Raw genomic sequence first — 13,085 nt, 5'->3', positions numbered from 1 at the left:
AAGCTTTGCGTCTCGGTGTGTCCATGTGCGCGTGTGGGTGTGCATCGGCGGCTCAGCGTCCGCGCAGCATCGCCAGCAACGAGCGCGGCACGAGCGCCACCATCGCCAGATGCACGACGATGAACGCGGCCATCAGCGACATGGCGCAGAAATGGACGATGCGCGCGTTGTCGTACCCGCCCATCAGCTCGCGCAGCAGCGGAAACTGCACCGATTTCCAGATCGCGAGGCCCGAGAGCACCAGCACGATCAGATCGCAGACGACAAACAGATATGCGAATTTCTGCACCGCGTTGTAGACGCGCAGGTCGGCATGTGAGAGCTTGCCGGTCAGCGCGGCGATGAAGTCGTGCAGCACGGCGCGCGGCGAGACTGGCAGGAACTTGCGCACGAAGCGTCCACTGACCAGGTTCAGCGCGAGATACAGCAGGCCGTTGAAGACCAGTAGCCACATCGCCGCGAAGTGCCATTGCAGCGCGCCGCCGAGCCAGCCGCCGAGCGTGATTGCCGTGGGAAACATAAAACCTTTGAAGATCGGCGACGCGTCATAAATGCGCCAGCCGGACAGCATCATCAGGATGGCCGCGAGTGCGTTGAGCCAATGCGTGACGCGCACCCACACCGGGTGAATCGTGCCGCTCTTCGGCGTGGCGGGCGGAGCCGTTTTGCTGAGAGCATGAGGCGTTGCCATGAGAATCTCCGATGAAATGAGAAGCGCTGCGGGGTCGTCGCGCGATCAGTTGCAGGCGGCCAGTTCGCCCACTTGCAACACGTCGCCGGTCGCCGCGTTTTCGACGAAAGCGACAACCCCGAAGTTGTCAGCCGGCGCGTTGGTATCGGCATCGTCGATGCGGATATCGCGGCGGATTTGCGCGTTTCCGGCAACGAGCGGCACGGGGCCGATCCATTGCCGCACGACGCGTTCGTGATGCAGCGTTGCGCCGCTGTTTTCCCCGGCTCCGACCTGCGAGTTCAACGCGTTCTGGTAGACCGCGACATAGGCATTCAGTTGGCCCGTTGTGTCCGCCGCCTTGCTGGTGAATTGCGCGTCGACATTGAAGGCGCCCTTCGCCTGGGGTTTCAGTTCGAGCGCCACGTTCGCCTGCGCCGGTTCGGCGACGACCTTGCCGATACGGCTCTGGAAACTGTCGCGTTGCGACCAGCTGCGCAGTTCGCGGCCGGACACGAAGATCTCGGGCGTGTAGATGGTGTGGCCGCCGGCGAGGTCGGCAAGGGTTTGCTGACGTTCGGTAAAACGATGCTGTGAAAAACGGTCGGTCCAGCCGAGGCTGTTCCAGTAATCCACGTGCAGAGCCAATGGCACGATGCTTTGCGTTGCGCCGCTGTTTTTCCACTGGCTCAGCCAGTTGTCGGCTGGCGGGCAGCTGCTGCAGCCTTCGCTGCTGTAGAGCTCCACCAGCGCTACGCGGTGGGATGGGCTGTGCGACGCGCATACAGCACCGGCCGCGGCCGCGAGGCCGCTGGCTGAGAGGGTTGTCAGCGCTACGGCTAGCGCGATGGCGCGGGTGACATGCCGGTTAGTCCGGCGGGTTCGTGCGGTTTGCATGACGTGCTCCATCAGGATCTGCACGTTTGTCGAACCACGAGACCGGTTATGACAGCCTGTTCTGATTTTTATTTTGGTTTGGGTGGTTCGCCGGCGGTCGCGACCGTTCCATGATGTTGATGCCCGCCGCGAGGCGCCTGCGGGAGAACTGCCCGCCGGCGTCCCGCGGACCGTACCTCAATCGTAGCTAACGACAACGATCACCTGGGTCTCCTGCGCGGCATTCTTCGACGCTAGCGACAACACACCGCCATCGCGGCCAACCCGATAGCGCCCGTCACTGGCGGCACGAAACACATGGCCACTGCCATCGACAAAACGCTCGGCCAACGCATCACGCGCCTTCGCGCCGTTGATCACCTGAAGCGCGACATTGGCACCCGCGACCACACCCGGCTCAGTACTGAAGGTCAGCGTGACCGCCGAACCCGCCGCAGCGAGCCGCCCGCCGGCAGCATTGACTCGTGCTCCGGCCTGAGCAGGAGCCGGGGCCGCCGACACCTCCAACTGTGGCGCCACGATCATGCCCGTGAAAGTGATCGTTCCACCGCCCGCGGCCATCGCCGGCATCGGCGCCGCAACCAGCGCTGCCATCGCCGCTACCGCGCTGAGCACCCCAAACCGCCCGATTCCCGTTTTCATCAGCCCGTCTCCTTAAGCCGTCTCACACCGCACCGCGCTATTGACGCGCCGCCCACCGCTGGTCGCTCGACCAGGCAACGCCCCCCTACAGGCGAATTAACGGCAGCGCCGCGTCTGCCTTGAACGTCCCCTGTGCGATCCAGGCTCGCCGCACCGCGTATGCAAGACCTCTCCCGGTAGCGATTAAAGAGACGCCCCGGCCGTGCTAACATTCACCTTTCGATTGCGTCGATTAAGCTTTCTTTCCGGCGCTCATCCCAACACTTTTCCCTAACTGCCGGCTACCCCGATGCGCTTTCCGTTCTCCCGTGCCCTCACCCGCTTGCGCCCCCGCCGCGCAACCGGTTGCGCGCGCGCGGACATCGCGACGCCTCACGCCAGCCAGCCGTCCCGAACGCTCCCGCTTCTCGCCGCCCGGCGCCCGATCTAACGCAGGTCCCCTCCATCGCCGGGGCCGCGTCGTCGGGCTCCGGGCCGATCTCATCCGCACGCAGTCCCCTTACATGCAGATCGAAATGGAGAACCCGCCATGAAAAAGACGAAACCCTGTTACCTCACCGAGCTCGACGTCGCTCGTCTTGAAAAGCACGCGGCCGCGCCCGGCGCCGACGCCAAATTGCAAGACATGCTCGACGGCGTCCTCGAACGCGCCGTGATCGTCGAATCGCGCGACATCCCCGCGAACATTGTTACGATGAATTCGCAAGCCACGCTGGTCGACGAAACCAGCGGCGAGCCGATGACCTGGACGGTTGTCTATCCGCCCAACGCGGACTTCGCACAAGGCCGCCTGAATGTGTTTTCGCCACTCGGTCTTGCGCTGCTCGGCGCCAAGCGCGGCGAACGCATCCGCTTCACACCGCCGAGCGGCACGGAGAAAGTCCTGAAGCTCGAAAAGATCCTGTTTCAGCCCGAAGCCGCCGACGATTTCACGCTGTAAGCAAAACACCTTCGCGACGCAGAACTGCTGCGCCGCATTCCCCGGCAGCCCTATCACAATAAGAATAGTGCGCGGCTGACCGGCGTTATCTCCGAGATCTGACTTTTTCAAGACGGGTTGCCAAGCACCGCCCGGGCGGTGTATTGTGTGCGCTGCTAACGCGGGGGTCCTGCGTCGCACGGAGGTAGGAGGTCCGTGCTGCGTGGGTGAGAAATACCCTTTGAACCTGATCTGGATAATGCCAGCGCAGGGAAGCGTACGGATTTCGCACCTGGTCTACCGTTTCATCTCTCGCGAATCCGACAACTTCCGTCTCGTCTCCTGCTTAGCCGCCCCACATTGCTATGCGACACAGGAGATATGCATGAACGCCAATCCGAAGTTCCTTTCCGCCGACGCCCACGTCGATGCCGCCGCTGTCGCGCCGCTGCCGAATTCCCGCAAGGTCTACGTGACTGGCTCGCGCCCCGATATTCGCGTGCCGATGCGCGAAGTTTCCCAGGCCGATACGCCGGATAGCTTTGGCGGCGAGAAGAATCCGCCGGTCTTCATCTACGATACGTCGGGCCCCTACTCCGATCCGGAAGCCAAAATCGACATCCGCGCAGGTCTACCCGCGCTGCGTCAAGCCTGGATCGAAGAGCGCGGCGACACCGAAGCGCTGACCGGTCTGTCGAGCGACTTCAGCCGCGAACGCGCCGCCGATACCGCGACCGCCGAACTGCGCTTCCAGGGCCTGCACCGCACGCCGCGCCGCGCCGTCGCCGGCAAGAACGTCTCGCAAATGCACTACGCGCGTCAAGGCATCATCACGCCGGAAATGGAATACATCGCGATTCGCGAGAACCAGCAACGCGCCGCGTACCTGGAAAGCCTGAAGACGAGTGGTCCGAACGGCGAAAAACTCGCCGCGATGATGGGCCGCCAGCATCCGGGCCAGGCGTTCGGCGCGAGCGCATTCGGTCCCGACGGCCTGAAGGAAATCACCGCGGAATTCGTGCGCGAAGAAGTCGCCCGCGGCCGCGCGATCATCCCGAACAACATCAACCACCCGGAAAGCGAGCCGATGATCATCGGCCGTAACTTCCTCGTGAAGGTGAATGCGAACATCGGCAATTCGGCGGTGACCTCGTCGATCGGCGAAGAAGTCGACAAGATGACGTGGGCGATCCGCTGGGGCGGCGACACGGTGATGGATCTGTCCACCGGCAAGCACATTCACGAAACGCGTGAGTGGATCATCCGCAACAGCCCGGTGCCGATCGGCACGGTGCCGATCTATCAGGCGCTCGAAAAGGTCAACGGCAAGGCCGAGGATCTGACGTGGGAAATCTTCCGTGACACGCTGATCGAACAGGCCGAGCAAGGTGTCGACTACTTCACGATCCACGCGGGCGTGCGTCTGCAATACGTGCCGCTGACGGCCAAGCGCATGACGGGTATCGTCTCGCGCGGCGGCTCGATCATGGCGAAGTGGTGCCTGGCTCACCACAAGGAAAGCTTCCTGTACGAGCATTTCGAAGACATCTGCGAAATCATGAAGGCGTATGACGTGGCCTTCTCGCTTGGCGACGGCCTGCGTCCCGGCTCGATCTACGACGCCAACGACGAAGCGCAACTGGGCGAACTGAAGACGCTCGGCGAGCTCACGCAAATCGCGTGGAAGCATGACGTGCAAACCATGATCGAAGGCCCGGGCCACGTGCCGATGCAGTTGATCAAGGAAAACATGGACCTGCAACTGGAATGGTGTGATGAAGCACCGTTCTACACGCTGGGACCGTTGACCACCGATATCGCGCCGGGCTACGACCACATCACGTCGGGCATTGGCGCGGCGATGATCGGCTGGTTCGGCACGGCGATGCTCTGTTACGTCACGCCGAAGGAACACTTGGGCTTGCCGAACAAGGACGACGTCAAGACCGGCATCATCACGTACAAGCTCGCCGCGCACGCCGCCGATCTGGCGAAGGGCCATCCGGGCGCGCAGGTGCGTGACAATGCGCTGTCGAAGGCGCGTTTCGAATTCCGTTGGGAAGACCAGTTCAATCTCGGTCTCGACCCGGACAAGGCACGCGAATTCCACGACGAAACGCTGCCGAAGGATTCGGCCAAGGTTGCGCACTTCTGTTCGATGTGCGGCCCGCACTTCTGCTCGATGAAGATCACGCAAGATGTGCGCGAATTCGCCGCGCAACAAGGCCTCTCCGACGACGACGCGCTGAAGAAGGGTATGGAGGTGAAGTCGATCGAGTTCATGAAGAAGGGCGCTGAGATTTATCAGCGGCAGTAAGGTAAGGATCGCGGGCGCACAGGTATGCGCCCGCCATTCGAACGTCTGCGTTACTGCATTGCAGCACCGAAGCCCGCCACTGGCGGGCTTTTGCGTTTCTGCGCGGACGGACACGCCGCATGCTGACCGAAGGGGAACACACGACTAAGCCAACCGGCGCCATGCCGGTTGCTTCGAAAAATGCTTTGCAATGACGTGAAATAAGCCGTTACGGTTTTGCAATCCTGCCGGTGCGACGGGGGCGTAAGCTGAAGCCATAACGCCCCGGATCGCGGCGTCCGTTTCAAACAGGAGCGCGTCATGAAGTCCCGCATCATCAACACGGTTAGCATGATCAGCCAGCGACTGCCGCGCCGCTTCCCACGCAGTTCACAAACGGGGCTTGCGCTCGCCGGCGCGGTCTGCATGCTGACGTTGTCGGGCTGCTATTACCCCTACGGTTACTACCCGGGCGGCTACTATCCGTATTACGCCACGGTCCCCGCAGGCGCTACGCAACAGGACATGCAGGTCGGGCCGCCCGATCCACAGGCGGCACAGCTGACACAGCAGCAATCGTCAGCGCAGCGGGCCCAGAACGCCCAGCAGAACCCGCTGCCCGCTTATACGGTTGCAGCCGCGCCGCCCCCGCCCGTCTACGTTGCGCCCGCCTATCCTGCCTACTATCCGCCGTACCCCGCTTATCCAGCCTACTATGGCTACCCCGGCTGGTACGGGCCATCGGTCTCGATCGGTTTCGGCTTCGGCGGCTATTGTTGTGGCGGCCGCGGCGGCTATTGGGGTGGCCACGGTGGCTATTGGGGGGGTGGCCACGGTCACTGGCACTGAATCTCGCCGCCGAATCTCGCTGATCTGCTTTGACCGTCCCGTGCCCGCAGCGACCTGAGCACTGGACGGACCCAGGCCGCACTACGTGCGCACCCCCGTGTTGCCCGAAAATCGGCATGCCACCCGGCACTCGCGATGTCACGCCGAACCGGCCCCACGCGCATCATGCCGCGACGATCCCGGCACGCAAAACGCGGCGTCTCCTTCTCTCCATCGCCCGTACTTTCCCTTCTTGACGCGCCACGCCCGGGCTCTATGCTTCGGAAAGCCACACGCAGTACTTGTTTAAATAAGCGACCCGGCGCGTCCTGCACGCCCCGCCTGCGCCCATCCGTCCTGCCAGAACGACGCGCCCCGCAGTGCGTAGTCCCGCGTCGATTTCGAACAACAACGAAGGAAACGTGATGTTTCACCAACTACTCACTCCAGTCGGCAATTCGCTATCGCTGTCGTTCCTCGTCGCCGCCTTGCCGATCATTGTCGTGTTGCTATTGCTTGGCTGGGCGCGCCGGCCAGCCTGGCAGGCCTCGCTCGCGGGCCTGATCGTCGGGCTAATCGTGGCGATCTTCATCTGGCAGTTCCCGGTTGGACTCGCGGCTGCTTCCCTGGCCAATGGTGCGGTGTTCGCCTGCTGGCCGGTGATGTGGATCGTGTTCACAGCGATCCTGCTCTACAACATCTCGCAGCGCTCGGGTCGCTTCGCGGCCTTCCGCATGTGGATGATCGATAACCTGCCGAACGACCGCCGCGTCGTGCTGGTCGTGATCGGTTTTTCTTTCGGCGCGCTGCTCGAAGGGATTTCCGGCTTCGGCACGCCGGTCGCGATCACCAGTTCGTTACTGATCCTGCTCGGTTTTCCCACCCTCGAAGCGCTCACCTTCACGCTGATCTTCAACACCGCGCCGGTTGCCTTCGGCGCCCTCGGCGTGCCGATCACGGTGCTCGGTGCGGTCACGCATCTGCCGGCCGATTCGCTCGCCAAGATGGTCGGCCGCCAGTTGCCGTTCTTCGCCTTCCTGCTGCCGTTCTATGTGATCGGTGTCTATGCGGGTTTTCGTAACATGCTGCGCGTGTGGCCGGTGCTGCTGGTGTCAGGTGCGAGCTTCGCGCTGACACAGTTCGTCGCGTCGAACTACGTGAACTACAGCCTGACCGACGTGTTGTCATCGTTGGTGTCGCTGATCCTCACCATCGCGTTCCTGCGCGTATGGAGGCCCGCCGCCGATCCGAAGTTCGCGATCAACATCGATCGTGTGGGCGAAGTGCGCGGCAAGATCAGTGGCGGCCAGGGGTGGTATCCGTGGATCATTGTCTCGGCGGTGGTGATTGTCTGGACCATCGCCAAAATCTTCCTGATCGGCGACGTCAAGGTGCCGTGGCCGGGCCTCGACAAGGCCGTGTTCATCACCCTGTACAACACGCCGTACGGCGCGGTGTGGGACTTCCAGCCGCTCGCCACCGGCACGGCGATTCTGGTGGCCGCCATCATCACGTCGTTCGTGACGGGTCTCGGGGTGAGCGAATTTGGCAAGGCCATTGTCGACACCTGGGTGCAGACGCGCATCGCCATTCTGACGGTGGCGACCATCGTCGCGCTCGCCTATCTGATGAACTACTCGGGGCTCACCTACACGCTCGGGCTCGGCGTTGCGTCGGTCGGACCGTTCTTTCCGCTGGTGTCGGCGTTCCTCGGCTGGGTCGCGGTGTTCCTGTCCGGCAGCGACACCTCGGGCAACGCGCTGTTCGGCAACCTGCAAGTGGTGGCGGCGCATCAACTGAACCTGAACCCGATCCTGATGGCAGCGACTAATTCGTCGGGTGGTGTGATGGGCAAGATGATCTCGCCGCAAAACATCTCGACCGGCGTGGCGACGACCGAACTCAAAGGCAAGGAAGGCGTGGTGTTCGCCAAGACCTTCAAACATTCGATTCTGTTGACGGTGATCCTCGGCGTGTTGGTCTGGCTGCAGCAGAACTTCCTGCAGGGGATGATTCCGCACTGAGGTGCGCCTCGCCCTTCGACGTCATTGCACGCGCTTGCCCATTCCTTGAAGCGGCAGCTTGCGCGGTGGGTCCGATCAGCGAGTTGACATCTGCATGGGTAGATCGGCGGGCGTGCTCTTTCGGGCACGCCCGCTTTCTTGGGCGGCATGCATTCGACCCGCCCGAGGCAGCGTGAGCGGCCGGTTCTGATGGTGCTGACGGTGCTGCTGTTCAAGTCGGCGCGGCTGGTGCACTACCGCAATATAATTCACGCTCGACAAGCGCTCACCGCGCCGGGCCTCACTTCACCTCTCCATCAAGCCAATCTCATCGCAATTTTTCTCACATCAGCGTGAGAAATGCTCGCTTTGCCGTCAGCTCGACTGCGCTTACGATGAAGACGATCAGACGCCCGTCATCCCCCGACTCTTGCTGTTTCATTCCAACGTGAAACGTTTCGCGCGATCGCGCTGTTACGATGCGCGTGTGTCTCGACTCAACCGCGCGCGGCGCCACGACAATGAATCCCAAAAGCCTGTTGCAATTGCTGATCCTGGCCGCCCTATGGGGTGCCTCGTTTCTGTTTATCCGCGTCGGCGTGGCCGACTTCGGCGTCGCGCCGCTGATGGCGTTGCGCGTCGGCATCGGCGCGATCTTCCTCGCAGTTGTGCTAGTCGCGCGGCGGCCGCTGCGCCAGTCCGCGACGATCCTGCGCACGCGCGCCTTTCCGCTGCTGGTGGTCGGCATCCTGAATTCAGCGGCACCGTTCTGCCTGTTCGCGTATGCCGAGCTGACGCTGTCGGCGGGCGTGACCTCCGTGATCAATGCGTCCACGCCGCTGTGGGGCGCACTCGTCGCGTTTCTATGGCTGCGCGACCGCCTGAGCGCGCTGCGCACGGTCGGTCTTGTGATCGGCTTTTTCGGCGTCCTGATGCTGGTGTGGGATCAGATCGCCACACCGAACGGTTCGGCCGCCACGCCGTTGAGCACGGCGCTCGCGGCCGCCGCCGCGCTCGGCGCCACGCTGCTTTACGGCATCGCCGCCAATTACACGAAGCGCCACCTGACCGGCGTCGACGCCCTGACCGTCGCAACTGGAACGATGACCGGCGCCACCATCGTGCTGCTGCCGCTCGCCGCCATCTACTGGCCGGCCGCGCCAATCTCGCTGCACGCGTGGGGCGCGGTCATCGCGCTGGGCGTCGCGTGTACCGGCGTTGCGTACATGCTGTTCTTCCATCTGATCGCGGTGGTCGGGCCGGCACGCGCGATTACGGTGACCTTCGTGATCCCGATCTTCGGCATTCTGTGGGGCGCATTGTTTCTCGGCGAAAGCGTGTCGCCGGGCATGCTGGAAGGCTGTGGCGTGATTCTCGTCGGCACCGCGCTTGCCACGGGCGTGATCAAACGCCTGCCTTGGGTAGGGCCGCGTCGCGCCGATACCTGAAATTGCTTCGCGCGACGCTTCCTTTAGCGTCGCCGCTTTCCCGTCCTGCACCACTTGCCGCGTCCGCGGCTTGGCCACGCATTCCGAGCACCCAAAAAAATAGCCCGCACTCCGTTGGAGTGCGGGCGAAACCGTCGCCCTACGAGGATAGGCGACGGGGCCACCGAGGCCGCGCGCCACGCGCGCAGGCCGTCATCGGGCTGAGCACCGGTTCATTCGCCGGTGCTGAAATGGTCTGGGAACCGTCGATTGGAAACTCGCCGCGAACTCATGTCGGATGTTACGAATCCGGCCCCATGAGTCTTTAAAAGCAGCTTGCGTGCCAGTTATGCAAATTCATGAAAATTTTTTGCAAGCCATTGATTGTTATTGTGATTTTTTGCGACGAAAGGGTATTGACAGGATCGGCAGAAGGGGGTTTGCGAGTTACGTCACCGGGGTAACGTCACGTTACATGCAGCCGCACAGTGGCGGCCGCGCAGTCCTGCTTCAACCGTTTGAAGCGACACGACCATCAGGGCACCGGCCATTTCGTGCGTTGCGAAGCCGTATGCCTGACCCGCAGCCCCGTTGGCCGGCGCGTCTCGCGCGGCGCCAAAGCTGCGCCGCACACCAGCGCCAGGACGAGCAAGCTCGTCGCCCACATCCAGTAAGGAATCACGTCAAACATAGCCATCTCCCCGTTGAGCTCCGGTTCGTACCGGTGTTTCAGACGGAAAGCAAAACACGTGCGCGCCAAAACGGTGGTCTAACGGCTTACGGCGCGAGGAAGGAAAAGTGGGCATAAAAAAAACCCGCCCGGCTGCATGCCGGGCGGGTTTTCTAACAGCGTTCGCTGGTTGCTACGCCTTTGTTCAGTGCAACTGGTCGACCATCAGACTCATGATCTGCTTGGCCTGCGGGCTCTGATCGATAGCGCCCTTGTCGTCGACCACGGCCACACGGGTCTGGTCAGGCGTGACCGCGCGCACGTTCACGAGATACTGCTTGGCGATCTTTTCCTTCTTGCCGTGGAACACCTGGCTCCAGAAGCCCTGCTCCGCCGACGTCATGTCCTTCGGATCGACGTAGCGCACGAAGTACAAACCGCGGCTCGCGTCGCGATCGTCAACCGTGAAGTTGCTGCGGTCGAGCGCGAGGCCCACGCGCAGCCACGCACGGTCATACGGCTCGCCGAGGGTCAGCTCGGTGGACGAGAACTGTGCCGCCGTGCTGTTCGCCGAGTCGTCCGGCATGGGCGGTTGCGCCGACAGTGCCACGTTTTGCGCCGCCGCAGCCGCAGCCGCCGACTTCGCACCTGCCGTAGCCGCGTTCGGTGCTGTTTGCGCACCCGCCGGCGAAAGCTCGGCGCTTTGCGTGTTGCCCGGATTCGTACGCGAATCGGCCAGCGCCAGCGCTGCCATCAACCGCTTCAGGTATTCCTGTTCGAGGCCCGGATCGTTCGGCTTGGCTTGCCACGTGGTCGAATCGTTATTCGTACCGGTGATCGCCTCGCGCATACCCTTCTGGCTGATGAACACATAGGTGCCGCCATTCGGCGCCGCTTCGAGACGCGTGCGGTACTTGTTGCGTTCCGAGCTCACGTAGCTGTTGCCCATGGCCTTGGACAACGTGTCGCGGATCAGGCCTTCGTTGATCTGCGCGTGCGTTTCGTTCCAGTCCGTTTCCATCACACCCTTGTCGCGCTGGTCGACCACCAGCAGGAAACCCTGTTCCTGCCAGAAGCGGCGGATCTGCGCCCATGCCTGATCGGGCGCCTTATTGTCGATCACCAGCCAGCTTTCCGTACCGTCGCGCTGGATATGCATGCCGTTGACCGGCGGTACCACCGTCAGGGTGTTGGTGGCCGGGGCTTGCGCCTGGACCTGCTTGAGCGTGGACAGCGAGGTTTCGCCGCCTTGCGGGGGCAGTGAACGCTGATCGGACGTCTCATCGATCATGTTCGGCGGTACAGCAAGTGACACTTGCTTCGATTTCGAGTCGCTTTTGTAGTCGATTTTGGTCGGCGACGAGGTGCCGCAGCCGGCGACCAGACCGCCTGCCATCAGCATTACTGCAAACCGCTTGGTAAGACGAAGATCAGTCATGTTCGGGGAATCCTTCCGCTACGCCACGGCAAGTTTCCGTGGATCAACCCAACATTTTACCGATCCCGGGGAGACATGTGCAAAAACTGGGGTTTGCCCGTGAATTGAGCAGCGCGCGGCCGGCAAAAACGCGGGTTGCGTCGACCCATGCGGGGGCCCCCGGATCGCCCAGTTTCAGCGAGCTTTCCGTTGTCGAGGAGAGCCCGCTCGCGGTGGCGCCGCTCTCCCCTAGCAGCAAATTTAACAATTCACAACATTTCCGAATCAGCCGTCAGGCATGACCTACCTCATTGTCAGATCATTGTTTTAAAAGACACTTTCCAGCCGCGTCGCATGCCATTTTCGAGATTACATGAAGCGCCGTGCGCCGCTCCTGATAACGATAAGGAAACCTGAGTGTTATCTTGAATTTGACATCTCAATAAAACCTGAGCGTTCCGGGTTTTGCCGGGTTTTCCCGGTTTTTCCAATCGCGAGACCGATTGCCATGCCAAATCCTTGTTTTTCCCCGGCCCTCGCCATCCCCGCAATGATGGCTGCCCTGCTGTGTATCAGCACCGGCGCGCGTGCCGAATTGGGCGGAACGATGTCCAGCGAGGCGAATTCGATCGCCGCCGCGCCGCAAACGCTGCTGAACGGCGCCTTACGCCTGCGCACGGTGACCGATGCGGGCAACACGACCATCAACGAGTACGCGACGAATACCGGCCAGATCATCGCTTACACGTGGCAGGGCCCGACCATGCCGGATCTGCGCGCGCTGTTGGGACGGTACGCCGGCTCCTACTTGACGGGTGCCGCCGCGTTAGCGCCGGACGGCAATCTGCACGCCTCGCGGGTGGCCCGCCCGGACGTGATTGTGGAATCCGGCGGTCCGATGCGCGGCTACGCAGGGCGCGCCTGGCTGCCCGCGGCCTTGCCGCCGGGCGTCACGGCCAGCGATTTCCACTGAATTTCCACTGACGTCGCGCGCACGCTATCAAGAAAACGCCTCGACGATCGATTGCCGACAACACCATGACACTCTCTTCTCATCTCCGTGCCCTGCTGCTCGTCTGCGCGGCGCTCGCCGGTTGCGGCGGGGGGCGGGGCGGGCCCCCCCCCCCCCCGTCCCCCCCCCCCCCCCCCGCCCCGGCCCCCGTGCCGGGCCCGGCCCCCACGCGCGACGGAACGCACCACCGCCACACCTTGCGAGGCTGCGTCGGCCAATGCCTGTTGCATGGTCGCGTGGATCGAGCCATTGCCCGTGCCCGCCACCACAATGCCGCGCACGCCCGCTGCCACCACGGCATCCA

The 13,085-nt window shown here is 62.8% G+C and carries 11 protein-coding genes, 1 pseudogene and 1 riboswitch; of the genes and pseudogenes, 6 read left to right on the top strand and 6 right to left on the bottom strand.

Features of this window, described 5'->3' with window-relative positions:
- Window positions 1–52 precede the first annotated feature (52 nt).
- The 3 genes from GNZ12_RS08585 to GNZ12_RS08575 form a co-directional block, all read right to left on the bottom strand.
- Entirely contained in the window at window positions 53–691 is a 639-nt protein-coding gene (locus GNZ12_RS08585) for a cytochrome b/b6 domain-containing protein (RefSeq protein WP_172309935.1), read from the bottom strand.
- Window positions 692–736: 45 nt separating this feature from the next.
- The gene (locus tag GNZ12_RS08580) at window positions 737–1,567 is read right to left on the bottom strand and encodes a DUF1223 domain-containing protein (protein WP_172309934.1); all 831 of its coding nucleotides are present in this window, start codon (window positions 1,565–1,567) and stop codon (window positions 737–739) included.
- A gap of 177 nt (window positions 1,568–1,744) precedes the next feature.
- Window positions 1,745–2,209: a hypothetical protein gene (locus tag GNZ12_RS08575; RefSeq protein WP_172309933.1), complete on the bottom strand. Its 465-nt coding sequence runs from the start codon at window positions 2,207–2,209 to the stop codon at window positions 1,745–1,747.
- 529 nt (window positions 2,210–2,738) lie between these two features.
- Between GNZ12_RS08575 and GNZ12_RS08570 the strand changes: the two genes are divergently transcribed.
- The 5 genes from GNZ12_RS08570 to GNZ12_RS08550 all read left to right on the top strand — a co-directional run bounded on the left by GNZ12_RS08570 (window position 2,739) and on the right by GNZ12_RS08550 (window position 9,703).
- Complete coding sequence (locus tag GNZ12_RS08570; protein ID WP_172309932.1) at window positions 2,739–3,149, top strand: GreA/GreB family elongation factor; 411 nt, start codon at window positions 2,739–2,741, stop codon at window positions 3,147–3,149.
- Window positions 3,150–3,301: 152 nt separating this feature from the next.
- A riboswitch (TPP riboswitch) is annotated at window positions 3,302–3,420 on the top strand.
- A 93-nt stretch (window positions 3,421–3,513) separates the two neighbouring features.
- Complete coding sequence (thiC, locus tag GNZ12_RS08565) at window positions 3,514–5,445, top strand: phosphomethylpyrimidine synthase ThiC (RefSeq protein ID WP_172309931.1); 1,932 nt, start codon at window positions 3,514–3,516, stop codon at window positions 5,443–5,445.
- 300 nt (window positions 5,446–5,745) lie between these two features.
- Window positions 5,746–6,273 carry a hypothetical protein gene (locus tag GNZ12_RS08560; protein ID WP_172309930.1) on the top strand — a complete coding sequence of 176 codons (528 nt, stop codon included), beginning with the start codon at window positions 5,746–5,748 and terminating at the stop codon, window positions 6,271–6,273.
- Between the two features lie 404 nt (window positions 6,274–6,677).
- Complete coding sequence (locus GNZ12_RS08555) at window positions 6,678–8,276, top strand: L-lactate permease (RefSeq protein WP_172309929.1); 1,599 nt, start codon at window positions 6,678–6,680, stop codon at window positions 8,274–8,276.
- Between the two features lie 500 nt (window positions 8,277–8,776).
- Window positions 8,777–9,703: a DMT family transporter gene (locus GNZ12_RS08550; RefSeq protein ID WP_172309928.1), complete on the top strand. Its 927-nt coding sequence runs from the start codon at window positions 8,777–8,779 to the stop codon at window positions 9,701–9,703.
- 514 nt (window positions 9,704–10,217) lie between these two features.
- Here GNZ12_RS08550 and GNZ12_RS08545 read toward each other — a convergent pair.
- Window positions 10,218–10,373, bottom strand: a complete 156-nt coding sequence (locus tag GNZ12_RS08545; protein ID WP_172309927.1) for a hypothetical protein — start codon at window positions 10,371–10,373, stop codon at window positions 10,218–10,220.
- A 184-nt stretch (window positions 10,374–10,557) separates the two neighbouring features.
- Complete coding sequence (gene bamC / locus GNZ12_RS08540) at window positions 10,558–11,790, bottom strand: outer membrane protein assembly factor BamC (protein WP_172309926.1); 1,233 nt, start codon at window positions 11,788–11,790, stop codon at window positions 10,558–10,560.
- A gap of 487 nt (window positions 11,791–12,277) precedes the next feature.
- On the opposite strand from bamC, the gene GNZ12_RS08535 reads away from it, so the two are divergent.
- Window positions 12,278–12,742 carry a DUF2844 domain-containing protein gene (locus GNZ12_RS08535; protein WP_172309925.1) on the top strand — a complete coding sequence of 155 codons (465 nt, stop codon included), beginning with the start codon at window positions 12,278–12,280 and terminating at the stop codon, window positions 12,740–12,742.
- 196 nt (window positions 12,743–12,938) lie between these two features.
- On the opposite strand, the pseudogene GNZ12_RS44210 reads toward GNZ12_RS08535, so the two are convergent.
- A pseudogene (locus GNZ12_RS44210) lies at window positions 12,939–13,085 on the bottom strand (L-asparaginase); the annotation flags it as partial.

This window comes from Paraburkholderia solitsugae (genome assembly GCF_013177695.1).
GTDB classification, from domain to species: Bacteria; Pseudomonadota; Gammaproteobacteria; order Burkholderiales; family Burkholderiaceae; genus Paraburkholderia; species Paraburkholderia solitsugae.
This window is presented reverse-complemented; position numbering and strand designations above follow the sequence as displayed.

Excerpts from the sequence above, each read along its gene's own strand:
- GNZ12_RS08575 (WP_172309933.1), bottom strand. The coding sequence starts at position 2,209 with ATGAAAACGGGAATCGGGCGGTTTGGGGTGCTCAGCGCGGTAGCGGCG.
- GNZ12_RS08560 (WP_172309930.1), top strand. The coding sequence starts at position 5,746 with ATGAAGTCCCGCATCATCAACACGGTTAGCATGATCAGCCAGCGACTG.
- GNZ12_RS08555 (WP_172309929.1), top strand. The coding sequence starts at position 6,678 with ATGTTTCACCAACTACTCACTCCAGTCGGCAATTCGCTATCGCTGTCG.
- GNZ12_RS08570 (WP_172309932.1), top strand. The coding sequence starts at position 2,739 with ATGAAAAAGACGAAACCCTGTTACCTCACCGAGCTCGACGTCGCTCGT.
- GNZ12_RS08580 (WP_172309934.1), bottom strand. The coding sequence starts at position 1,567 with ATGCAAACCGCACGAACCCGCCGGACTAACCGGCATGTCACCCGCGCC.
- GNZ12_RS08550 (WP_172309928.1), top strand. The coding sequence starts at position 8,777 with ATGAATCCCAAAAGCCTGTTGCAATTGCTGATCCTGGCCGCCCTATGG.
- bamC (WP_172309926.1), bottom strand. The coding sequence starts at position 11,790 with ATGACTGATCTTCGTCTTACCAAGCGGTTTGCAGTAATGCTGATGGCA.
- GNZ12_RS08545 (WP_172309927.1), bottom strand. The coding sequence starts at position 10,373 with ATGTTTGACGTGATTCCTTACTGGATGTGGGCGACGAGCTTGCTCGTC.
- GNZ12_RS08535 (WP_172309925.1), top strand. The coding sequence starts at position 12,278 with ATGCCAAATCCTTGTTTTTCCCCGGCCCTCGCCATCCCCGCAATGATG.
- GNZ12_RS08585 (WP_172309935.1), bottom strand. The coding sequence starts at position 691 with ATGGCAACGCCTCATGCTCTCAGCAAAACGGCTCCGCCCGCCACGCCG.
- thiC (WP_172309931.1), top strand. The coding sequence starts at position 3,514 with ATGAACGCCAATCCGAAGTTCCTTTCCGCCGACGCCCACGTCGATGCC.